Source organism: Actinomadura litoris (assembly GCF_009733595.1).
In the GTDB taxonomy this organism is placed as follows: Bacteria; Actinomycetota; Actinomycetes; order Streptosporangiales; family Streptosporangiaceae; genus Spirillospora; species Spirillospora litoris.
In genome coordinates, this window is record NZ_WOFH01000004.1 from 66,932 (window position 1) to 87,757 (window position 20,826).

General features: G+C 72.7%; 18 protein-coding genes and 1 riboswitch. Of the genes, 11 read left to right on the top strand and 7 right to left on the bottom strand.

Annotation, left to right across the window (positions count from 1 at the left end; all coding sequences use genetic code 11):
• The first annotated feature begins 7 nt into the window (after positions 1 to 7).
• The 6 genes from GNZ18_RS11600 (at position 8) to GNZ18_RS11625 (ending at position 5,937) form a co-directional block, all read left to right on the top strand.
• Positions 8 to 856 carry an LLM class F420-dependent oxidoreductase gene (locus GNZ18_RS11600; RefSeq protein ID WP_156216334.1) on the top strand — a complete coding sequence of 283 codons (849 nt, stop codon included), beginning with the start codon at positions 8 to 10 and terminating at the stop codon, positions 854 to 856.
• A gap of 276 nt (positions 857 to 1,132) precedes the next feature.
• Positions 1,133 to 2,380, top strand: a complete 1,248-nt coding sequence (locus GNZ18_RS11605) for an ABC transporter substrate-binding protein (RefSeq protein WP_173390748.1) — start codon at positions 1,133 to 1,135, stop codon at positions 2,378 to 2,380.
• Positions 2,377 to 3,177 carry an ABC transporter ATP-binding protein gene (locus tag GNZ18_RS11610; RefSeq protein ID WP_216651248.1) on the top strand — a complete coding sequence of 267 codons (801 nt, stop codon included), beginning with the start codon at positions 2,377 to 2,379 and terminating at the stop codon, positions 3,175 to 3,177. Before GNZ18_RS11605 ends, GNZ18_RS11610 begins: the two co-directional genes overlap by 4 nt.
• Positions 3,174 to 3,932 carry an ABC transporter ATP-binding protein gene (locus tag GNZ18_RS11615; protein ID WP_156216336.1) on the top strand — a complete coding sequence of 253 codons (759 nt, stop codon included), beginning with the start codon at positions 3,174 to 3,176 and terminating at the stop codon, positions 3,930 to 3,932. The genes GNZ18_RS11610 and GNZ18_RS11615 overlap by 4 nt, the downstream gene beginning before the upstream one ends.
• A complete protein-coding gene (locus GNZ18_RS11620) occupies positions 3,929 to 4,813 on the top strand; it encodes a branched-chain amino acid ABC transporter permease (RefSeq protein ID WP_156216337.1) in 885 nt (294 codons plus the stop codon). The genes GNZ18_RS11615 and GNZ18_RS11620 overlap by 4 nt, the downstream gene beginning before the upstream one ends.
• Positions 4,810 to 5,937, top strand: a complete 1,128-nt coding sequence (locus tag GNZ18_RS11625; protein ID WP_156216338.1) for a branched-chain amino acid ABC transporter permease — start codon at positions 4,810 to 4,812, stop codon at positions 5,935 to 5,937. The genes GNZ18_RS11620 and GNZ18_RS11625 overlap by 4 nt, the downstream gene beginning before the upstream one ends.
• Positions 5,938 to 5,995: 58 nt before the next feature.
• Here GNZ18_RS11625 and GNZ18_RS11630 read toward each other — a convergent pair whose 3' ends face one another.
• Together GNZ18_RS11630 and GNZ18_RS11635 are read right to left on the bottom strand one after the other, a co-directional pair.
• Positions 5,996 to 6,937: a PDR/VanB family oxidoreductase gene (locus GNZ18_RS11630; RefSeq protein ID WP_216651249.1), complete on the bottom strand. Its 942-nt coding sequence runs from the start codon at positions 6,935 to 6,937 to the stop codon at positions 5,996 to 5,998.
• A gap of 1 nt (position 6,938) precedes the next feature.
• Positions 6,939 to 7,613 carry an MSMEG_1061 family FMN-dependent PPOX-type flavoprotein gene (locus GNZ18_RS11635; protein WP_156216339.1) on the bottom strand — a complete coding sequence of 225 codons (675 nt, stop codon included), beginning with the start codon at positions 7,611 to 7,613 and terminating at the stop codon, positions 6,939 to 6,941.
• 181 nt (positions 7,614 to 7,794) lie between these two features.
• Here GNZ18_RS11635 and GNZ18_RS11640 point away from each other — a divergent pair, with 181 nt between their 5' ends.
• The gene (locus GNZ18_RS11640) at positions 7,795 to 8,619 is read left to right on the top strand and encodes an IclR family transcriptional regulator (protein ID WP_156216340.1); all 825 of its coding nucleotides are present in this window, start codon (positions 7,795 to 7,797) and stop codon (positions 8,617 to 8,619) included.
• Positions 8,620 to 8,649: 30 nt separating this feature from the next.
• Here the strand turns inward: GNZ18_RS11640 and GNZ18_RS11645 are convergent, their stop codons facing one another.
• The 3 genes from GNZ18_RS11645 to GNZ18_RS11655 form a co-directional block, all read right to left on the bottom strand.
• Positions 8,650 to 9,174 (bottom strand): AMIN-like domain-containing (lipo)protein, encoded by a 525-nt coding sequence (locus GNZ18_RS11645; RefSeq protein WP_156216341.1) that lies wholly within the window; start codon positions 9,172 to 9,174, stop codon positions 8,650 to 8,652.
• A 463-nt stretch (positions 9,175 to 9,637) separates the two neighbouring features.
• Entirely contained in the window at positions 9,638 to 11,371 is a 1,734-nt protein-coding gene (thiC, locus tag GNZ18_RS11650) for a phosphomethylpyrimidine synthase ThiC (protein ID WP_156216342.1), read from the bottom strand.
• Positions 11,368 to 11,479, bottom strand: a riboswitch (TPP riboswitch). Its footprint overlaps the gene before it by 4 nt.
• A gap of 61 nt (positions 11,480 to 11,540) precedes the next feature.
• Positions 11,541 to 12,092 (bottom strand): AAA family ATPase, encoded by a 552-nt coding sequence (locus tag GNZ18_RS11655; protein ID WP_312874437.1) that lies wholly within the window; start codon positions 12,090 to 12,092, stop codon positions 11,541 to 11,543.
• Positions 12,093 to 12,322: 230 nt separating this feature from the next.
• Here GNZ18_RS11655 and GNZ18_RS11660 point away from each other — a divergent pair, with 230 nt between their 5' ends.
• Both GNZ18_RS11660 and GNZ18_RS11665 read left to right on the top strand, forming a co-directional pair.
• Positions 12,323 to 13,567, top strand: coding sequence for a sialidase family protein (locus GNZ18_RS11660; protein ID WP_173390749.1), 1,245 nt, complete (start codon positions 12,323 to 12,325; stop codon positions 13,565 to 13,567).
• 179 nt (positions 13,568 to 13,746) lie between these two features.
• The gene (locus GNZ18_RS11665) at positions 13,747 to 14,919 is read left to right on the top strand and encodes a sensor histidine kinase (protein WP_156216344.1); all 1,173 of its coding nucleotides are present in this window, start codon (positions 13,747 to 13,749) and stop codon (positions 14,917 to 14,919) included.
• On the opposite strand, the gene GNZ18_RS11670 is transcribed toward GNZ18_RS11665, so the two are convergent.
• A complete protein-coding gene (locus GNZ18_RS11670) occupies positions 14,899 to 15,450 on the bottom strand; it encodes an NUDIX hydrolase (protein ID WP_156216345.1) in 552 nt (183 codons plus the stop codon). The two genes, GNZ18_RS11665 and GNZ18_RS11670, sit on opposite strands and share 21 nt — an antisense overlap.
• Before the next feature lie 80 nt (positions 15,451 to 15,530).
• On the opposite strand from GNZ18_RS11670, the gene clsA reads away from it, so the two are divergent.
• Positions 15,531 to 16,232: a cardiolipin synthase ClsA gene (gene clsA, locus GNZ18_RS11675; protein ID WP_374225484.1), complete on the top strand. Its 702-nt coding sequence runs from the start codon at positions 15,531 to 15,533 to the stop codon at positions 16,230 to 16,232.
• Positions 16,229 to 18,727 (top strand): mannose-1-phosphate guanyltransferase, encoded by a 2,499-nt coding sequence (locus tag GNZ18_RS11680; protein WP_156216346.1) that lies wholly within the window; start codon positions 16,229 to 16,231, stop codon positions 18,725 to 18,727. Before clsA ends, GNZ18_RS11680 begins: the two co-directional genes overlap by 4 nt.
• A 641-nt stretch (positions 18,728 to 19,368) precedes the next feature.
• On the opposite strand, the gene GNZ18_RS11685 is transcribed toward GNZ18_RS11680, so the two are convergent.
• Positions 19,369 to 20,796, bottom strand: coding sequence for an aminotransferase class V-fold PLP-dependent enzyme (locus GNZ18_RS11685; RefSeq protein ID WP_156216347.1), 1,428 nt, complete (start codon positions 20,794 to 20,796; stop codon positions 19,369 to 19,371).
• Between the last annotated feature and the right edge of the window lie 30 nt (positions 20,797 to 20,826).

Genomic DNA, 20,826 nt, shown 5'->3' on the forward strand with positions numbered 1-20,826 from the left:
GTTCTCGATGAAGTTCGGTCTCGCCGTCTTCGCGACGGATCAGGGCCTGACACCGGCGGAGCTCGCCCGGCTCGCCGAGGACGGCGGGTTCGAGTCGCTGTTCTTCCCGGAGCACACGCACATGCCGGTCGAGCGCACGGCGCACTTCAAGCCCGAGGGCGGCGACGTCCCGCCCGAGTACGCGCGGACCCTCGACCCGTTCATCGCGCTCACGGCCGCCGCGTGCGCGACCCGCACGTTGCGGATCGGCACCGGCATCTGCCTGGTCTCGCAGCGCGATCCGATCACCACGGCGAAGGAGGTCGCCACGCTCGACCGGCTGTCGGGCGGGCGGTTCCTGTTCGGCGTGGCGGCGGGCTGGAACCGCGAGGAGCTGCTGAACCACGGCACCGATCCGCGGCGGCGCCTGTCGGTGCTGGCCGACCGGATCAAGGCGATGCGGACGATCTGGGCCGAGGACGTGGCCTCCCACTCGGGGCCGCACGTGTCGTTCGACCGCATCCAGTCGTGGCCGAAGCCCGTCCAGTCGCCGGTGCCGATCCTCGTCGGCGGCAGCGGCCCGACCGTGCTGGACCGGATCCTCGACTACGGGACGGAGTGGCTGCCCGAGCCGGCGCCCGACCTGCCGGACCGCATCGCCGAGTTCCGCGGGCGGGCGCGCGCCGCCGGCTGGGCGGACGCGCCGGTGACCGTCTACGGCTGCGACCCGGCCGACGTCGCCCGCTACAGGGAGGCGGGGGCGCACCGGTGCGTCTTCTGGCTTCCGCCCGGTGACGCCGCGGCGGCCCGCGAACGGGTCGCCGAACTACGCGCGGCCCTGGGCCTGGACGGGCCGTCCCAGGGCGGGCGGAGCTGAGATGGCGCGGGCACCCGGCCGTCCCCGGCGGGCGGGCCGGGCCGCACCGCGCGCTCCCCGCCGCGCGCCGAGCACGGCCGTTCGCATCTTCAAAATGAATGGCCGACCGTATGGCGAACACTTCGACGGTGTTGAGGCTTCGCCGATCGTCGATGCTGACCGTTCTTCCTGCGTAAATGTCAAAGACTCCACGGCCTTGACCGGGCAAAACCGGCGGGTTAGCGTAAGTTCACTTCGCGAACATGTGCACGCATGTCGATTGACCTTGGAGGTGCCATGCCGCACCCACACATCATGAAGCGCCGCTGGCCGGTTCTGGTGGCCGCCGGAGCGACGCTGGCCGGGGCGGTGGCCTGCTCCAGCGGCGCCGCCTCGGGCGGCAGGAGCGGCGGCTCGGGCTCGCTCGCCTGCCGGGACGGCAGGATCCTGGTCGGGATCGCCAAGGCCGACAGCGGGTTCGCCTCGTTCTTCGACGTCGCCGGGAAGCGCGGGCTGGAGGTCGCCGTCCAGGAGATCAACGCCCGGGGCGGCGTCAAGGGCTGCAAGATCCAGACCATCGCCGGCGACACCAAGTCCGACCCCGCGATCGCCGCGCAGGTCGCGCGCTCGCTGATCACCAAGGGCGCCCAGATCCTCGTCGTCGCCGACGACTTCGACACCGGCGTCGCCGCCGCCCGCATCGGGCAGCGGGAGGGGCTGCTGACGCTGTCGCTCGCCGCGTCCTCGACCGTCTTCGGCAAGGCCGTCGGCGACCGCTTCTTCAGCGGCGGCATCACCACCACCGAACTCGGGCTGGGGCAGGCCAGGTACGCGCTGGACCGCAAGTGGACGTCCACCTTCCAGGTGCTCGACCCCGGGCTCGCCTACTTCACCGAGCAGGACGCCGCCTACCGCAGGCTCTACGAGGGCGGCGGCGGCAAGGTGGGCGGCGTCGACCGGGTCGACTCGCTCGGCGGCCAGTCCGACTTCAGCTCCACCATCTCCAAGATCAAGGCCGCCCGCCCCGACGTCGTTCAGGCCCTCGCGGTCTTCCCGGCGGTGGGCACCTTCGTCAAGCAGCTGCGCGCCGCCGGGGTCGACACCCCGGTGCTCGGCAACATCACCCTCCAGACCCGCGAGCTGCCGAAGCTCGTCGGGGCGGGCCGCGCCGACGACATCTACTACGCCGCCCAGGTCTACTTCGACGGCGCGGGCACCGACCCGAAGACCGACCCGGCCATCGCCACCTTCGCCAAGACCTACGAGAAGATGTTCGGGCACTTCCCCGAGCAGGCCAACGCCCCCGGCGCCTACCAGACCTTCCTCGCCATCGACACGGCCCTGCAACGCAAGGACGTCACCGACGCCGCGTCGGCGGCCAAGGCGATCCGCGAGCAGCGCGGCCTCAAGGTCCCCGGCGGCACCCTCGACCAGTGGAAGGACGGGTACGCGGTCTGGAGCCCGACCATCGTCGGGCTCGAAGGCGGCAGGTTCACCTCCGTGACCGCCTACAACGCGACCTCGCTGCGAAGCGGGGCCGCGTGAGCGCCCCGCCCGCCCCGGCGGCCGCCGGCCCCGGCACGGGGGAGCCGCTCCTGCGGGTGACCGGCGCGGTCAAGCGGTTCTCCGGACTCACCGCGCTGGCCGGCGCCGACCTCACGCTCGCGGCCGGCGAGGTGCTCGGCCTGATCGGGCCGAACGGCTCCGGCAAGACCACGCTGGTCAACTGCGTCTCGGGCGCGCTCCGCATCGACGAGGGCGAGATCCGGCTGCGCGGCCGCGACGTCACCCGCGCGTCCCGCGCACGCCGCGCCAGGAGCGGGATCGCCAGGACGTTCCAGAACCTCAAGCTGTTCGGCGACCTGACGGTGCGGGAGAACGTGCTCGTGGGCCGCAACGCCTCCCCGAGGGGCCCGTCCGGCGGCCCGTCCCGCGACGGCGGGGCGGCGCCGGCGGAGACCCCGAAGGACGACGTGGAGGGCCTGCTGCGCGACCTGCGCCTGGAGCACGTCGCCCGCGAGATCGTCTCCACCCTCTCCTACGGGACGCAGCGCCGGGTGGAGATCGCGCGGGCGCTCGCCGGGAACCCGCGGGTGCTGCTCCTCGACGAGCCCGCCGCCGGGCTGAACGACGGGGAGACCGCCGAGCTGAAGGACCTGATCCACCTGATCCGCACCGAGCGGGGCTGCGGCGTCCTGGTCATCGACCACGACATGAACCTCGTCCTCGGCATCAGCGACCGGGTCCAGGTGCTCGACGAGGGCACCGTCATCTTCGAGGGCGAGCCGCGGGAGGCCTTCGAGCAGCCCCGCGTCGTCGCGGCGTACCTGGGGGCGCAATGACCGCGGAACCGCTGCTCCAGGTCTCCGACCTCGTGGTCGGCTACGACGCGACCAAGGTGCTCAAGGGCGTGTCCCTGACCGTCGCGCCGGGCGAGGCCGTGGCCGTGCTCGGCGCGAACGGGGCGGGCAAGTCGACGCTGATGAAGGTGATCTCCGGGCTGCTCGCGCCCTGGGAGGGCACGGTCCGGTTCGACGGCGCGGACGTCACCGGCATGCCCGCCGAGGAGCGCGCCGGCCTCGGGATCGCGCTCGCGCCCGAGGGCCGCGGCATCTTCGCGACCCTGTCGATCGAGGAGAACCTGCTGATCGGCGGCACCTGCCTGCGGCGGCGGATGTCGACCGCCGAGCGGCGCCGGCACGAGCGCGACGTCCTCGACCAGGTCTACGCGTCCTTCCCCGTCCTCGCCGAGCGGCGGACGGCCCGGGGCTGCGACCTGTCCGGCGGCCAGCAGCAGATGCTGGCGATCGGGCGGGCGCTGATGGCCGCGCCGAAGCTGCTCGTCCTGGACGAGCCCTGCCTGGGCCTCGCGCCGAAGATGGGAAACGAGGTGTACACCGTGCTCCGGAGGCTCCGCGAGGCGGGCCAGAGCCTGATCGTGGTGGAGGAGTCGTCCCGGCGCGCCCTCGACTTCGTCGACCGCGCCTGCTGCCTGAAGCTCGGCGAGAAGGTCCTGGACGGCGACGCCGAGGAGATGAAGGCCGACGAGCTGCTCATCGAGGCGTACTTCGGGCTGAAGGGGGCCGAGCAGCGATGACCGCGTTCGTCCAGCACGTGCTCGACGCGCTGAGCGTCGGCTCCACCTACGCCCTGCTCGCCCTCGGCCTGACGCTGGTGTTCAGCGTCATGAACCTGATCAACTTCGCCTACGGGCTGCTGCTGGTGTGGGCGGGCTACGCGGCCTGCGTCCTGGTCGACGCCGGGCTGCCGTTCGCCCTGGTCGTGCCGCTGTGCGTCCTGTTCGTCACCGCGCTGTCGATGGCGATGGGACGGGTCGCGTTCCGGCCCTTCATCGGCGCGCCGCCGATCACCCTGCTCATCACCTCGTTCGGCGTGCTCCTGATCATCCAGTACGTCGCGATCCTGATCTTCGGTGAGAAGCCACGGGTGCTGAACGCCCCGGACTTCCTGACGGGCGTCATCGCGGCCGGCGGGCTGCGCGTCCCCGTGCTGCAGGTGGTCACGATCGCCAGCGGCGCCGTCGTCGTCGCGGCGTTCTACGGGCTGCTCCACCGCACCCCGTTCGGCGCCCAGCTGCGCGCCGCCGCCGAGTCGCCGCGGACCGCCCGCCTGATGGGCATCCGGCCCGACCGCGTCCTGATGATCGCCTTCGCGATCAGCGGCGCGATCGCCGGGATCGTCGGGCTGCTCTGGTTCACCAAGGTCGGCGCGGTGACGCCGCGCTCCGACATGGAGCCCACGCTGAAGGCGTTCATCGCGATCGTCCTCGGCGGCCTCGGCCGCACCTCCGGCGCCATGCTCGGCGGGCTGGCCCTCGGCGGCATCGAGGTCGCCATGAACGTCGTCCTCCCCTCGGGCGCGATCACCTACGCGCAGGCGATCGTGTTCGCGGTCGTCATCGCCCTACTCGTGCTGCGCCCCGGCGGGCTCAGCGGTGCCAGAACGGAGGCAGCATGATGCTCAGGCTCGCGTTGCGCACTGACAGCCCACCCGGTCTCCTCGGCCGCCTCGGCGCGACGGCCGGCGCGCTGCTGGCCGCCGGCGTGGTGACGCTGCTCGGGGGCCTGCTGTTCATGGCCCCGACGATGGCGGAGATCGTCCTGCTCTTCGGCATCAACGCGATCCTGGTGATCGGGTTCCAGGTGTTCGTCGGCAACACCGGCATCGTCTCGTTCGGCCATGTCGCGTTCATGGCCGTCGGCGCGTACGCGGGCGGGATCGCGGCGATGCCGGTGCTCGACAAGGAGATCACCCTGCCCGACCTGCCGGGCCCGCTCGCGGGGTTCGCGGTGGGCTTCGTCCCCGCGCTGCTGATCGGGGGCGGCGCCGCCGCGCTCCTCGCGCTGCTCACCGGGCCCGCGCTGATGCGCCTGTCGGGCGCGGCCGCCTCCATCGCCACCCTCGGCCTGCTGATCATCGTCAGCAACGTGCTCGCCCAGGCGACCCCGCTGACGCGCGGCCCGCAGTCGCTGTTCAGCGTGCCGGAGAACACCACGTTCGCCGGGGTCTACATCAGCCTCGCCGCGATGGTGGCGCTGAGCGCGTGGTTCAAGTGGTCGGGGGCGGGCCTGCGGGCCCGCGCCGTCCGGGACCAGCCCGCCGCCGCCGAGGCGGCCGGGGTGTCGGTCCTGCGCGCCCGCCTGTGGGCGTTCGTGCTGTCGGCGTTCATCACCGGCGTCGCCGGAGCGCTCTACGCCCAGCTGCTCACCGCCTTCTCACCGGGGTCGTTCTACATCCCGCAGCTCGTCCTGGTGGTCGCCATGGCGATCGTGGGCGGCATCGGGGGCATCAGCGGGGCGCTGCTCGGCACCGCCGTGGTCACCGTGCTCAACGAGCTGCTGCGCCGGGTCGAGAGCGGCGTGTCGGTCGCCGGCGTCGACGTCCACGCGCCGAGCGGGATCTCCTTCGCGGCCCTCGGCGTCGCGCTGATCCTGATGCTGCGATGGCGTCCGGCCGGCCTGCTGGGAGCGGCGGAGGTGCAGTTCGAGGCGCGCCCGCCCGTCCCGGCGGACGACGGTCCCGCGCGTCCCGCCGGGGCGGTCCCGCCGGTCACGACCGGGAGGTCGCCCGCCGAGGGGTGAGGCGGGGGAGAGCGGGAGGGGGGAGGCGTCCGGTCGCCTCCCCCCTCTTCCCCGTCTCCTAGACGTCGAGGACGATCTCCGGCGTGGCGGCGCGGGAGACGCAGGCGTGCATGCGGTCCAGGGTGCCGGGGCCCAGCAGCGAGTCGCGGTGCTGGGGCACGCCGTCCAGCACGGTGACGGCGCACGAGCCGCACACCCCCTTCAGGCAGCCTCCGGCCACCCGGACGCCCTCGCGGCGGAGCGCGGCGAGGAGGCCGACCCCGGCGTCCACCCGCACGCGCACGTCCGACCGCGCGCACACCGCCACGAACGGTTCGCTGGGGCCGAAGTCGCGGGGGACCGGGACGAAGCGCTCCGCGTGGAAGCTCCCCTCCGGCCACCCCGCCACGGCCTTCTCGGCGGCCTCGACGAAGCCGGGGGAGCCGCAGCAGTAGACGCCCGTCCCCTCCCGGAGGTCCCCGACGAACCCGCCGAGGTCGAGCCGGCCCCCGGTGCCCGTGGCCCGCAGCGTCACCGCCTCGCCCAGCTCGGCCAGCTCGTCGCGGAACGCGGCCTCCTCCAGCGTCCGGACGCTGTAGGCGAGCCGCCAGGGGACGCCCGCCTCCCGCGCCCGCATGACCATCGGCAGGATCGGCGTGATCCCGACCCCGGCGGCCAGGAAGACGTAGCGCTCGGCGGGACGCAGCCCGAAGTGGTTCCGCGGCTCCCACACGCGCACCTTCTTGCCGACGTCCAGATAGGAGTGCACATAGGCGGACGCCCCGCGAGACAGGCGCTCCCTGAGCACCGCGATGCGGTAGCCGGTCCTGTCGTCCGGACTTCCGCACAGCGAGTACTGGCGCAGATGGCGCGTGATCAGCTGGACGTCGATGTGGGCCCCCGGCTCCCACTCCGGGAGCGGGCCGCCCGCCGGGTCCGCCAGGTGGAGGGCCACGATGTCGCGGGCCGGGCGGTCGATGCCCGTCACGGTGAGGAGGCGGCCGCCTGCACGGGTCATCATCTCAGTAGAGCTCCTGGTAGCCGTCGTCGAAGAGGCGGTCGAGCCGTTCGGCGTCCAGCCCCTCCGTCGCCGCCGCGTCCGCCCAGAACGTGCCGGGCGAGGGGATCTCCTGCGCCAGGTCCCGCATGTCGTCCTCCCAGAGGCGCGACCTCAGCAGCGACCGGCCGCAGTGCAGGTAGGCCTCGTCGACCTCGACGAGGGTGGCCAGCTCGGGGCGCACGTCGTCCTGCTCCAGCATCGTCCGCAGGTCCCCGTCGTCGGTGACGTAGGCGCGCCCGTTCACCCGGAGGGTCTCCACCACTCCCGGAACGAAGAACAGCAGCCCCACATGCGGGTTCTCGACGATGTTGGAGAAGGAGTCGCCCAGTTTGTTGCCGAGCCGGTCGGGGATGAGAAGCGTCCGCTCGTCGAGGGCGCGGACGAACCCCGGATAGTCGCCCCGGGGCGTGCAGTCGGTCGCGCCGGAGGCGTCGGCGGTGGCCATGCAGCAGAACGGCGAGTGGGCGATGAAGGTCAGGCAGTTCCGGTCGAGATGATCAAGGATCTTCAACCGCGTCTCCGGGTCGGGCTCGCCGAGCAGACCGCGCGTCTCGGCCGCCCCGAGCCGCCGGTGACCGGTCCGCCACGGCACCGCTGCCGGGCCTCGATCTTGTTCACGATTCGACTGCACGCTCATATGGTGAGCATACTCCGTGCCACCTGGGCGGACCAGGTTTGACGCCGACCGGATCGGCGGTTCCGGACACGTGTCACCATCCCCCAGTGCACCAGCGGAGTAAGGCCAGAACCTCCCTCGACGCCTGGCGTCGCGGGGCGCGCGAGTGAAGTATCCGCCGCGGTGGGTTAAGATCGTGCCTGTGGCTCGCACATCGAACAACTCTTCGCCTGGTGAGGCCGAGAACGGCAAGAAGGACCTCATCCAGTCCGTCTCGCGCGCTCTCGCCATCCTTGAACTGTTCAACGAGAGGCGGCCCGCCCTCACGACGGGCGAGATCGCCTCGTTGACCGGCCTCAACCGCGCGACCGCGTACCGCTTCTGCCAGACGCTCCTGAGCCTCGGTTATCTGGAGGAGACCGAGGCGCGGACGTTCCGTCCGGGCCTCAACGCGATCTCGCTGGCGCGCGCGGCGCTGAGCAGCCGGGAACTGCCGGAGATGGCGCGCCCCTACCTCCAGCGGCTGCGCGAGAGCACCGGCGAGACGGTCAACATGGCGCTGCTGAACGGCGCGGACGTGGTCTACGTCGCGCGCCTGCTGAACGACGACCTCCTGGCCCTCCGCCTGTTCGTCGGAAGCCGGCTGCCCGTCCACGCCACCTCCCTGGGCCGCGCCATCCTCGCCTTCCTCCCCAGGGAGGAGGTCGAGGAGATCCTCGGCGGCGGCGCGCTGGAGGCCGTCACCCAGTACACGATCACCGACCTCGACAAGCTCAGCCAGGAGCTCGACCGCATCCGCAGCCGCGGCTACTCCCTCAACGACGAGGAGATGGTCCTCGGCATCCGCGGGGTCGGCGCCCCCGTCTTCAACGCGTCCGGCCGTCCGATCGCCGCGATCAACGTCTCCATCGCCCGCCCGCTGGACAAGGCGGAACTGCGGGACGTCATCGCCCCCCAGGTCGTCGAGACCGCCCGCGCCATCACGACCCTGGTCACCGAACTGGCGATCGACTCCGACCACCGCTGACACGGGCCGGGGCGCGGGACGGCGCTCCGGCTACCAGGTGTGGGCCACATCGACGATGAGCCGCGTGCCGCCTCCCGCACGCGGCAGCGTGAGAACCCGGAACGGCAGCCGCGCCCGCACCCCGACGCCGATCGTGGTCTGGCCCTCGAACGACCCCGCCCCCGCCACCTGCCGGAACGTGGTGTACCCGCCGACATTCGCGAGCTCGGGCGAACTCGCCGGGAACCCGCTCGCGGCGGCGGCCTGGACGATGAGGCGCAGCTTGGCGCCCCCGCGCAGCGGGACCGGGTTGCCCGACCCCTCCTGCACCACCTCGTCGACATACCCGGCGAGGTAGCCGAACCCCGACCCCGCCACCTCGATGACCAGCCGGTCGTAACAGTCCTGGCGGCCGGTGCGGACCCGCTCCAGCGGCCCGTCCGCGTGGTCGTGCAGCGTCCCCTTGTCCTGCGACCCCCAAGCGGTGCTACAGGCGGCCGACGCGGGCGCGCCGAGCACCCCGACCAGGACCACCGACAGCACCAGGGACAGCAGCCCCCCGATTAGCGCGCGCATTTCGAACCCTCCATCATGCGAACCGAAACCGATTGATAGGAAAGACGCCCCATATCCGCACCCAGTTGGCGCTTCACCGTGTCCGGATGCGGTCCGGCGGCGGCAGCCGAAGTGCGAGGGTGCCGAGGTCGCTTTCCAGATTCCGAAAGGCGATCAGGTCGGGTTCGACCGACGTGCGTCGCCACCACCCTCAGAGGCGGCGTCGCACAGGTCGTGCCACCGCACCCGGAGCGGATCGGCGACCGGTCGATCGCCTCCCCATATCCGCCGCCGAGAGGGCCTATTCGTCAGCGAGCCATTTTCTGAGTGCGCGCATGAGGGGCCCGGCGGCCTTGTGACGGCCAAGGTGGTGATCACTTTACGGGCCAAGGAGGAGCCGATGTTCTCAGGGATGAATTACCCCGCGCCGCCCGGCGAGGGAGCCTGCCATGCAGGTCGGCGCCCGCGCTCCCGGGGCGGACGGTCAGGATCCGCCGGGGGCGAGGGGCAGGTAGACGCGGCCTCCGGCGGCGCGGAACTCGTCTGCCTTCTCCCGCATCCCGGCCGACAGCGCCTCGCCCTCACCGAGCCCGTTCTCGTCGGCGTAGCGGCGGACGTCCCGCGTGATCTTCATCGAGCAGAAGTGCGGCCCGCACATCGAGCAGAAGTGCGCGGTCTTCGCCGGCGCGGCCGGGAGCGTCTCGTCGTGGAACGCGCGGGCGGTGTCGGGGTCCAGCGAGAGGTTGAACTGGTCCTCCCAGCGGAAGTCGAACCGCGCGTCCGAGAGCGCGTCGTCCCACGCCTGCGCGCCCGGATGCCCCTTCGCCAGGTCGGCCGCGTGCGCCGCGATCTTGTAGGCGATCACGCCCGCCTTGACGTCGTCGCGGTCGGGCAGCCCGAGGTGCTCCTTCGGCGTGACGTAGCAGAGCATCGCGGTGCCGTACCAGCCGATCATCGCCGCGCCGATCGCGGAGGTGATGTGGTCGTAGCCGGGCGCGATGTCGGTGGTCAGCGGGCCGAGCGTGTAGAAGGGCGCGTCGTCGCACCAGTCCCGCTGGAGGTCGACGTTCTCCTTGATCTTGTGCATCGGGACGTGCCCGGGGCCCTCGTTCATCACCTGGTTGTCGTACTCGGCGGCGATCCGGGTCAGTTCGCCCTGGGTGCGCAGCTCGGCGAACTGCGCCTCGTCGTTGGCGTCGGCGATCGAGCCGGGGCGCAGCCCGTCCCCGAGCGACCAGGTGATGTCGTAGGCGGCGAAGATCTCGCACAGCTCGCGGAAGCGGGTGTACAGGAAGTTCTCCTCGTGGTGCGCGAGGCACCACGCCGCCATGATCGACCCGCCGCGCGACACGATCCCGGTCTTGCGGCGCGCCGTCAGCGGCACGTACGGCAGCAGCACCCCGGCGTGGACGGTCATGTAGTCCACGCCCTGCTCGGCCTGCTCGATCACGGTGTCGCGGAACACCTCGAACGTCAGCTCCGCCGGGTCGCCGCCGACCTTCTCCAGCGCCTGGTAGAGCGGCACGGTCCCGACCGGGACGGGCGAGTTCCGCAGGATCCACTCCCGCGTGGTGTGGATGTCGCGTCCCGTCGACAGGTCCATGATCGTGTCGGCGCCCCAGCGGGTCGCCCACGTCATCTTCTCGACCTCGTCCTCGATGGAGGAGGCGACGGCCGAGTTCCCGATGTTGGCGTTCACCTTCACCAGGAAGTTCCGGCCGATGATCATCGGCTCGATCTCGGGGTGGTTGACGTTCACGGGCAGCACCGCGCGCCCGGCGGCCAGCTCGTCCCGGACGAACTCGGGCGCCACGCCCTCGCGCAGCGCGACGAACTCCATCTCGGGCGTGACCTCGCCCCGCCGGGCGTAGGCGCGCTGGGTCACCGCCCCTCCGGACGCCCGCCTCGGCCGTCTCGGCGGGAACGCCGCGCGGTCGCGCAGCGGGTCGCCGGAGCGGCGCCCGTCGTCCTCGGGACGGACGGCCCGCCCCTCGTAGGCGGCGGTGTCGCCGCGCTCGGCGATCCACGCGTCCCGGAGGGCGGGCAGCCCCCGGCGGACGTCCGTCTCATGCGCCGGGTCGGTGTACGGCCCGGACGTGTCGTACAGGACGACGGACCCGCCGTCGGTCAGCGGCACCTCCCGCATCGGCGCGCGCACATCGGGCCGCGAGCCCTGGAGGTAGGTCTTGCGGGCAGCGGAAACCACGGTCTCGGTCATACGACTCGATCTCTCCCTACGCCGGCATTACCCGGTCAGGTTCCAGCGGTCAGCGGCCGTCCCAGCCGCTATCTCAGCCCGGTTCGCCGGGCCCCCGCGATCTGTCGCTGACGACCGTAACCCGCCGCACCCCCGTTGCCGCAACCGCCGCGGGTGGGATAAAGGCCCGTCAGCGGGACGGCGCGGCCGGGCGGCCGACGGCGGCCTCCGGCCAGGCGCGCTCCAGGATCTCCCCGACCGTCTGCTCGGGGGTGTGGTCCGAGGTGTCGAGCCACAGCCCGAGGCGCGGCGTCCCGGTGCGCAGCGTCCGGTCGAGCAGCTCGACCGTCCACGCGTCGTAGGCGTCCTTGCCCCGGGCCCGCTCCCGCGCGGCGACCGCCTCGGGACGCGGGGCGAGCACCACCACGAGCAGCGGACGCGACCGGACGAGGCGGACCATCTCGGCGAGGTGCCCGCCGAGCACGACGTCCTGAGCGACGACGGTGAACCCCTCGTCGAAGTAGGCGTCGCAGGTCGCCGCCGTCAGCCGGTGCCGCAGCCGGAGCTGCCGGACGGCCTCCGGCGACGGCTCCGGGGCCATCTCGGCGCGCCCGCCGACGACCATGCGGCGGAACAGGTCACCGCGCACATGCGCCGAGCGGGGCAGCCGCTCCGCGAGCGCCTGCGCGACCGTCGACTTCCCGGACGCCTGGATCCCGGTGATGAGGTAGACGGCCTTCACCGGCCCTCGCCCACACGTGCGGAACCGCGCCGCTTCCCATGCGACATGCGTTCACGTCCCCTCTCCGGCACCGCCATCATGCCGCGCCCCCGGCCGACGAGTTCGATCTTCGTTAACCTTCGCTGTCTACTTTGCAAATGATCAAGGCAGGCACCTCCCCGCGTCAGGTTGGAGTCACCGTGCACACAGCTAGGACGACTCGTCCGCGAACCCTCGGCGCACTGTCGGCGATGGTCGCCGCGGGAGCGGCCGGGACCGCGCTGCTCGCCCCGCCCGCCTCCGCGACCGACGACCCGGCCAAGGGCCGGGAGGAGTACCACACCGTCGACGTGCTCTTCCGGGGCGCGAACCAGGAATCGCTCAACGGGGTCGCCTACCACACGTTCCGCATCCCGGCGATCGTGCGGACCAACGCGGGCACGCTGCTGGCGTTCGCCGAGGGCAGGGCCAAGAGCAACAAGGACTACGGCAACATCAACCTCCTCTACAAGCGCGGCGTGCGCGACGGCACCAGGCCCGGGGACTGGTCCGGTCTCAAGGAGGCCGTCGGGTCGGGCATGGGCACCTGGGGCAACCCGACCCCGGTCGTCGACCGCTCCACCGGCACCGTCTGGCTGTTCCTGTCGTGGAACGCCGCCGACAAGAGCCAGAGCGGCGGCGCCAACCCCGACACGGGCGAGCCCACCACCGCGATCACCAGGTGGGGTGAGCGCCGCGTCTACGTCATGAAGAGCACCGACGACGGGCAGAGCTTCACCGGCGCGAACGGCGAGTCCGCGCCCACCGACATGACCGCGACGCTGCTGCCGAAGAAGAAGGCCGACGGCAAGGACTGGGCGTGGGACGCGGTCGGCCCCGGCGCCGGCCTCTCCATGGACGACGGCACCCTGGTGATCCCCGCCCAGCACCGCAACATCTACAGCACCGACCACGGCAGGACCTGGAAGGTGCAGAAGCTCGGCGAGGAGACCGGCGAGGCCACCATAACCCAGCTCGACGACGGAACCCTCTACCGCAACGACCGGCCCACCCTCGACTCCTGGAACCGGCATAAGCGCCGCTGGGTGGCCCGCGGCGGCATCACCGGCCGGTTCGGCGCCTACACCTGGGACGACACCCTCCTCGACCCGAAGAACCAGGCATCGGTCCTGCAATACAACAACGCCGAGCCGGACGCTCCCCGCCGCACCCTGTTCCTCAACTCCGCGAGCACCGACACCCGCCAGAAGATGCGGGTGCGCGTGAGCTACGACAACGCCCGGACGTGGGAGCGGAGCCGCCCGCTCTCCGAGGGCCCGAAGCCGCCGTCGGACGGCGGCGCCGAGGGCGGCTACTCCAGCATGGTCAAGACCGCCGACCACATGGTGGGCGCCCTGGTGGAGAGCAACCTCGACACCGGCGACAGGGCCTCCAGCCGCTCGATCCTCTACCGCAGGTTCAACCTCCCCTGGGCCGTCAACGGCTGCACCTGCTGACCCACCCGAGGCCCCGCGCCCAAGCCCAGGCGCGGGGCCTACCGGCGGTCGCACCGAGGAGCCGGCCATAGGAGGTGGGGGGCGGCGGTCCTGGCGGGTTCGGGGGTGTGCTGGTCGGGGCGGCTGGGCGGGGGCGGGTGCGGAAGGCGAGGGCGGTCGGGGAAGATGGGGGCGTGGTGATGCGGGGACGGCCGGGCGTCCGGGCGCTGGACGCGCCGGCGGTGATGGTGCCGGCGGTGGGCGCGCTGGCGGCGTGCGCGGCCGTCGCGGCGGGGATGTGGCCAGGGGTGCGGCCGCTGGACGCCCTCGGGGCGGTCCTGCTGGTCGGGGTGCACGTGCCGCTGGTGCTGCTGCGGCGGCACCCGGGGCCGGCGCTGGCGGCGCTGGTCGTGCTGGCGCTGCCCTACCACCTGATGCAGTACCAGCACCACGCGCTGGTGCCCGCCGAGGTCATCGCGATGTTCGGGTACGCGGTGCTCGGACGGCGCGTCCGGGTCGTGCTCAGCGTGGCCGGGTTCCTGCTCCTGACGTGCGTCGTCGGGATGGCGATGCGGGCGGGCGGCAGCAGCGTCCGCGAGCAGATCGCGGTGATCGAGGGGGTCGTCGCCGTCGCGATCGCCGTGCAGGTGTGGCGCGGCCACCGGGCGCGGGTCGCGGCGATCACCGAGCGGGCCGAGCGCGCCGAGCGGACGCGGGAGGAGGAGGCGCGCCGCCGGGTCGCCGAGGAGCGCCTCCGGATCGCGCGCGACCTGCACGACCTGCTCGCGCACAGCATCACGGTCATCGGCGTGCAGGCCGGCGCGGCGGCGCACCTCGTGCGCGGCGACCGGCCCCTGGACCGCGACGAGCTGGGCGAGGCGCTCGCCTCGATCGCCGCGACCTGCCGCGACGCCCGGACGGAGCTGCGCGGCACCCTCCAGGTCCTGCGCGGCACCGAGGCGGGCCCGCCGGAGATCCTGCCGGGCGTCACCGCGATCGCCGGTCTCGCGGAGGCCGCGCGCGCGACGGGGCTGCGGGTGGCGCTCGACGACGCGGAGATCGGGACGCTGCCGCCGGAGGTCGGCGTCGCCGCGTACCGGATCGTCCAGGAGGCCCTGACCAACGTCGTCAAGCACGCCGCCGCGAGCGCCGTCTCGGTGGGGCTGGCGCGCGAGCGGGAGGGGCTGGTCGTCCGGGTCGCCGACGACGGGCGCGGGCCGTCCGGGGGCACGCCGGAGGGGTTCGGGGTGCTCGGCATGATCGAGCGGGCGCGCAGCATCGGCGGCACGCTGGACGCGGGCGCCGGGGACGGCGGCGGCTTCGTCGTGACCGCCGTCCTCCCCGTCAAGGACTCAGCCCCGGTCGGCCCCTAGGCGGCCGGTCGCGGCGAGGGTGTGCAGGTAGAGCAGCGCGCCGAGGGCGACCGCGGAGCCGAACTCGCCGCGCGCGGCCAGCTCCGGGACGTCCGCCAGCGGAACCCACTCGATGCGCTCGGCCTCCACGTCGGTGGGCTTGCCGATCCGCTCGGCGCCGTCCGCCTGGAAGAAGTGGTGGACCCCGTCGTGGACGCTCGGCGACGCCGGGACCTCCAGCAGCCGCCGCATCGGGCCGGCTTGGTAGCCGGTCTCCTCGATCAGCTCGCGCGCGGCCGCGTCGCCGGGGTCCTCGCCCTCCTCGACGCGCCCGCCCGGGACCTCCCAGCCCCAGCGGTCGGTGATGAAGCGGTGCCGCCAGATCAGCAGCGCGCGGGACGCCCCGTCCACGGCGACCACCCCGGCCCCCGGGCGCACCCGCAGGAGGTGGTGGTCGAAGCGCCGCCCGTCGGGCAGTTCGACGTCGGCCAGCCGCACGTCCATCCAGGGGCTGTCGTAGACCGAACGCTCGCCGTGCACCGTCCATCGCATGCCCCGCACGCTATCGGGGGGCTTTCCAACCCTTACCGGTAGGGTCAGGATCAAGGGACACAGGGGAGGCGAGCGCGGCGGTGGATGCTGTGGCCGGGCAGGACCGGATCTGGACGGTGCCCAACGTCCTGAGCATGGCGCGGCTCGTGGGCGTCCCGCTGTTCCTGTGGCTCGTCCTGGCCGAGGCGGACTGGTGGGCGCTCGGCCTGCTGGTGTTCGCCGGCCTCTCGGACTGGCTGGACGGCAAGCTCGCGCGCGTCCTCAACCAGACCAGCAAGCTCGGCATGGTCCTCGACCCGGCCGCCGACCGGCTCTACATCTTCGCGACGCTCGTCGGCCTGACGATCCGCGACATCATCCCGCTGTGGCTGGTGGTGCTGCTGGTCGCCCGGGAGGTGGCGATCCTCCCGATCGCGCCGATCGTCCGGCGGCTCGGGTACGGCGGGACGCTGCCGGTCCACTTCATCGGCAAGGCGGCCACGCTCTGCCTGCTGTACGCCTTCCCGCTGCTGCTGCTCGGCGACCACGACGGCGGCGCGGGGACAACGGCGAAGGTCATCGGATGGTCCTTCGCCATCTGGGGGACGGTCCTCTACTGGTGGGCGGCCGTCCTGTACTGGACGCAGACGCGCCGGCTGGTGCTGGCCGGACGCGCCTCGCCGCCGGATCCCGCCCCGGATCCGGGCCCGCCGCCGGACGCCGCGAGCGATCAGGCCGGGGGCGCGCCGCCGGGCGCCGGCCCCGTCGGCCGGCGCTCGGAGAGGAGCCGGAACTCCACATGAAGGCCGTCGTGATGGCGGGGGGCGAGGGGACGCGGCTGCGTCCGATGACCGCCAACCAGCCCAAACCGCTGCTCCCGCTCGTCAACCGGCCGATCATGGAACACGTGCTGCGCCTGCTCAAGCGGCACGGGTTCACCGAGACCGTCGTCACCGTCCAGTTCCTCGCGGCGCTGATCCGCAACTACTTCGGCGACGGCGACGAGCTCGGCATGGCGCTGAGCTACGCGACCGAGGAGATCCCGCTCGGCACCGCGGGCAGCGTCCGGAACGCGGGGGAGGCGCTGCGCGACGACCCGTTCCTCGTCATCTCCGGGGACGCGCTGACCGACATCGACCTGACCGACATGGTGCGCTTCCACCGGCGCAGCGGCGCCCTGGTCACGATCGGGCTCAAACGCGTCCCGAACCCGCTGGAGTTCGGGATCATCATCGTGGACGACGAGGGCCGCGTGCGGCGGTTCCTGGAGAAGCCCACCTGGGGCCAGGTGTTCTCCGACACCGTCAACACCGGCATCTACGTCATGGAGCCGGAGGTCCTCGACCACGTCGCGCCGGGCGAGGTCGTCGACTGGTCGGCCGATGTGTTCCCGCGGCTCCTCGCGGACGGCGCGCCGCTGTTCGGGTACGTCGCCGACTGCTACTGGGAGGACGTCGGCACCCACGAGAGCTACCTCCGGGCGCAGGCCGACATGCTGTCCGGCCAGGTCGGCATCGACCTCGGCGGCTTCGAGGTCTCGCCCGGCGTGTGGGTCGCCGAGGGCGCGGAGGTGGACGCCGAGGCCGTCCTGAAGGGCCCCCTCTACATCGGCGACTACGCCAAGGTCGAGGCCGGGGTCGAGTTACGCGAGTACACCGTCCTCGGCAGCAACGTCGTGGTGAAGGAGGGCGCGTTCCTGCACCGGGCGATCGTCCACGACAACGTGTTCGTCGCCCCGTCCACCAGCCTGCGCGGCTGCGTCATCGGCAAGAACACCGACATCATGGCCGGCGCCCGCGTCGAGGAGGGCGCGGTCGTCGGCGACGAGTGCGTCATCGAGGCCGAGGCCTACGTCTCCAGCGGCGTCAAGGTCTACCCGTTCAAGACCATCGAGGCGGGCGCGGTCGTCAACACCAGCGTGATCTGGGAGTCGCGCGGCCAGCGCAGCCTGTTCGGCCCGCGCGGCGTGTCCGGGCTGGTCAACGTGGAGATCACGCCGGAGCTCGCGGTACGCCTCGCCAGCGCCTACGCGACGACGCTCAAGAAGGGCACCACGGTCGTCGCCGGACGCGACGTCTCCCGCGCCGCCCGCACCCTCAAACGGGCCGTGATCAGCGCGCTGACGGCCGGCGCGATCGACGTCCTGGACCTGGAGGTCACCCCGCTCACCGTCGCGCGCTTCGAGACCGGCCGCGCCGACTGCGTCGGCGGCATCTACATCCGCACCACCCTCGGCGACCCGCAGGGCGTCGACATCCTCTTCCTCGACGCGGACGGCGCCGACCTGTCCCAGGCGGCGCGGCGCAGGCTGGAGCGCGTGTTCGGCCGCCAGGAGTACCGCCGCGCGTTCCCCGGCGAGATCGCCGAGCTGACCTACCCGCCCCGCGTCGTGGAGACCTACACCCGCGACCTGCTCCGCCGCGTGGACATCAGCGGCGTCCGCGAGGCCGGCCTGAAGATCGTCCTGGACAGCGCGGGCGGCACCGCCTCGCTCGTCCTGCCGAACCTGCTCGGCAAGCTCGGCGTCGAGGTCCTCACCCGCAACAACGGCCTGGACGAGGCCAACCCCACCGAGACGCTCGCCGAGCGGATGCGCGACCTGGAACGCCTCGGCAGCCTGGTCTCCTCATCCCGCGCCGCGTTCGGCGTCCGCTTCGACCCGGTGGGAGAGCGGATCTCGCTCGTGGACGAGAACGGCGAACCCGTCGGCGACGACCGGGCCCTGCTCGTCATGCTCGACCTCGTCGCCGCCGAGCGCCGCACGGGACGCGTCGCGCTCCCGGTGACCACCACCCGGGTCGCCGAGCGCGTCTGCCGCTTCCACGGCGTCCAGGTGGAGTGGACGTCCACCTCGCAGGACGTCCTCACCCGGGCCGCCGCCCACCCCGAGGTGATCTTCGCCGGCGACGGCCGCGGCGGCTTCCTCATGCCCGAGTTCAGCGGCACCGTGGACGGGATCGCCGCGTTCATCCGCCTCGTCGGCCTCGTCGCCAGAACCCGCCTGACGCTCTCCCGCATCGACCGCCGCATCCCCGAGGCCCACCTGCTCCGGCGCTCCGTCCCGACCCCGTGGGCGGCCAAGGGCGGCGTGATGCGCCACGTGGTGGAGGCCGCCGGGGGCCGCACGGTCGACACCACCGACGGCGTGCGGGTGGTCGAGGACGACGGCCGCTGGGTCCTGGTCCTCCCCGACCCCGCCGAGCCCGTCACCCACCTGTGGGCCGAGGGCCCGGACACCGGTTCCGCCCAGGACCTGCTCGAACAGTGGGCGACGGTGGTGGAGCGAACAGGCACCTGACCCGACCCGCACACCACGGCGTGAAGCAGAAAGGGACACGCCGATTAAAGGGGCTGCGCCGTCCGCGGGATTGCGCAGCGGGGCCGACAGGCCCTGACCACCGCCCCACGGCGAACGCCGACACGCCCCTGAGCCCCACGGCCAGGGGCCCGGGCGGGCCGAGGGTCAGGTTAAAGGGGCTGGGCCGTCCGCGGGATTGCGCAGCGGGGCCGACAGGCCCTGACCACCGCCCCACGGCGAACGCCGACATGCTCCTGAGCCCCACGGCCAGGGGCCCGGGCGGGCCGAGGGTCAGGTTAAAGGGGCTGGGCCGTCCGCGGGATTGCGCAGCGGGGCCGACAGGCCCTGACCACCGCCCCACGGCGAACGCCGACATGCTCCTGAGCCCCACGGCCACGGGCCCGGGCGGGCCGAGGGTCAGGCGCGGACCGTTGGCGCGAGGTCAGCAGCGCTCGCGGGACTCGCACGGGCGAATTGCCGCCCCTTCGCAAGCGTTCCACGCCCGATCGGCGGCAGAGCGTGCACCGTATGGGGCCGGGTCTTGGCAGCGTTCGCGGGGCTTGTGTGGGCGGGGCGGCATGCTTTTGGCAGGCGTTTCGTGCTCGATCGGAGGCGGGAGGTGGACTGTCTGGGGTGGGGCCTCAGCAGCGTTCGCGAGGTTTCAGGCCGCCGGGGTCCGGGACGCGGTCGCTGTAGGTGGCCTCCAGGAAGGTGACGAGGCGCTCGACGTCGGCGGTGTTCGAGACCAGGCCGAGGGAGGCGCGGACGGCGCCGCCGCTCGGGAGGCCGAGGATGCCGAGGTAGTCCTCCAGTGAGCGGGCGCCCCGGCCGACGAAGCCGAAGCCGCGCAGGGCGCGCTCGGAGATCCCGAAGGCGCCCTCGCCGGCGCCCGGGTTGCAGAAGCAGCCGGTGCGGATGGAGATGCCCGCGGCGGCGGTGTCGCGGGCGATGATCCGCTCGTCCACGATCCGGCCCCGGCGGTCGAGGACGTTGAAGGCGACCGTGCCGCCGCGGCGGTCGGTGCCGTCCGGCCCGTAGAGCACGATCATGGGTGAGCCGTCGGGGTGGCGCAGGCCCGTGAGGCGGTGCAGGAGCCAGGACGTCAGGTGGTGGACGCGCCGGTGGATGAGGTCGATGCCGATGTCCTCGATCCAGCGGACGCCGAACTCGACGTCGGGGATCGACAGGAAGTTGAGGGTGCCGTCCTCGAAGGCCGTCTCGTCGCGGGCCATGATGTGCCAGCCCCCGAGGGCGCTCACGGCCTGGATCGTCCCGCCCGCGAACCAGGGCCGCCGGAGCCGGGCCAGCGCCGCGCGCCGGGCGACCAGCGCGCCGACGCCGGTCGGGTAGCCGAACACCTTGTACCAGCTCACGGGGACGAAGTCGGGATGCACCCGGGAGAGGTCCAGGCGGTTCGCCGGGACGAACGCCGCCGCGTCCAGCAGCACGTCGTAGCCGCGCGCGTGCGCGAGCTCGATCCAGCGCAGCGGATGCTGGACGCCGGTGAAGTTGCTCTGGGCCGGGAACACGAACAGGCCCCGGCGGCGTCCGAGGGCGGCGCGGACCTCCTCCCCGGGGACGCGGAGATCCGGTGCGCGGACCGGCAGATGGGTGACCTGCGCACCGCGCGCCCGCGCGAACTCCCGGATCCCGTTCACCGAGTTGTGGTTGTCGCTCGTCAGGATGAGCCCCGTGCCGCGCCGGAACGGATACGCCTCGCCGACCAGGCGGCAGGCCCCGGTGGCGTTCGCGGTGAAGATCACCGCGTACTCGTCCGGGGAGGCGTTGAAGAACCTCAGGATCGCCGCGCGCGCCTCCTCCACGAGGGCCGTGGCCGCGCTGGAGGTCGGGCTCTCCGAATGCGGGTTGCCGAAACAGTGCCCGGACAGCCGCTCGAAGTGCGCGCGGAGCTGCGCGTGGGCCGCCACCCCCGAGCCGGTGTAGTCGAGGTAGACCTGGCCGCGCTCGTCCAGGTGCCCGTACTCGGCGGCGCGAAGCTCGTCGAGTCGCCGAGTCGCTGCGTACTCGGGATGGAGTGTCGGCGTGGCGTCGACCTGGAAGTCAGACATCGTCTACCCCCGACTCTAATAGCGGCACAC

Coding starts and splice junctions, on each gene's coding strand:
- GNZ18_RS11600 (WP_156216334.1), top strand. CDS start 8: ATGAAGTTCGGTCTCGCCGTCTTCGCGACGGATCAGGGCCTGACACCG.
- GNZ18_RS11605 (WP_173390748.1), top strand. CDS start 1,133: ATGCCGCACCCACACATCATGAAGCGCCGCTGGCCGGTTCTGGTGGCC.
- GNZ18_RS11615 (WP_156216336.1), top strand. CDS start 3,174: ATGACCGCGGAACCGCTGCTCCAGGTCTCCGACCTCGTGGTCGGCTAC.
- GNZ18_RS11620 (WP_156216337.1), top strand. CDS start 3,929: ATGACCGCGTTCGTCCAGCACGTGCTCGACGCGCTGAGCGTCGGCTCC.
- GNZ18_RS11625 (WP_156216338.1), top strand. CDS start 4,810: ATGATGCTCAGGCTCGCGTTGCGCACTGACAGCCCACCCGGTCTCCTC.
- GNZ18_RS11630 (WP_216651249.1), bottom strand. CDS start 6,937: ATGATGACCCGTGCAGGCGGCCGCCTCCTCACCGTGACGGGCATCGAC.
- GNZ18_RS11635 (WP_156216339.1), bottom strand. CDS start 7,613: ATGAGCGTGCAGTCGAATCGTGAACAAGATCGAGGCCCGGCAGCGGTG.
- GNZ18_RS11645 (WP_156216341.1), bottom strand. CDS start 9,174: ATGCGCGCGCTAATCGGGGGGCTGCTGTCCCTGGTGCTGTCGGTGGTC.
- thiC (WP_156216342.1), bottom strand. CDS start 11,371: ATGACCGAGACCGTGGTTTCCGCTGCCCGCAAGACCTACCTCCAGGGC.
- GNZ18_RS11660 (WP_173390749.1), top strand. CDS start 12,323: ATGGTCGCCGCGGGAGCGGCCGGGACCGCGCTGCTCGCCCCGCCCGCC.
- GNZ18_RS11665 (WP_156216344.1), top strand. CDS start 13,747: ATGCGGGGACGGCCGGGCGTCCGGGCGCTGGACGCGCCGGCGGTGATG.
- GNZ18_RS11670 (WP_156216345.1), bottom strand. CDS start 15,450: ATGCGATGGACGGTGCACGGCGAGCGTTCGGTCTACGACAGCCCCTGG.
- GNZ18_RS11680 (WP_156216346.1), top strand. CDS start 16,229: ATGAAGGCCGTCGTGATGGCGGGGGGCGAGGGGACGCGGCTGCGTCCG.
- GNZ18_RS11685 (WP_156216347.1), bottom strand. CDS start 20,796: ATGTCTGACTTCCAGGTCGACGCCACGCCGACACTCCATCCCGAGTAC.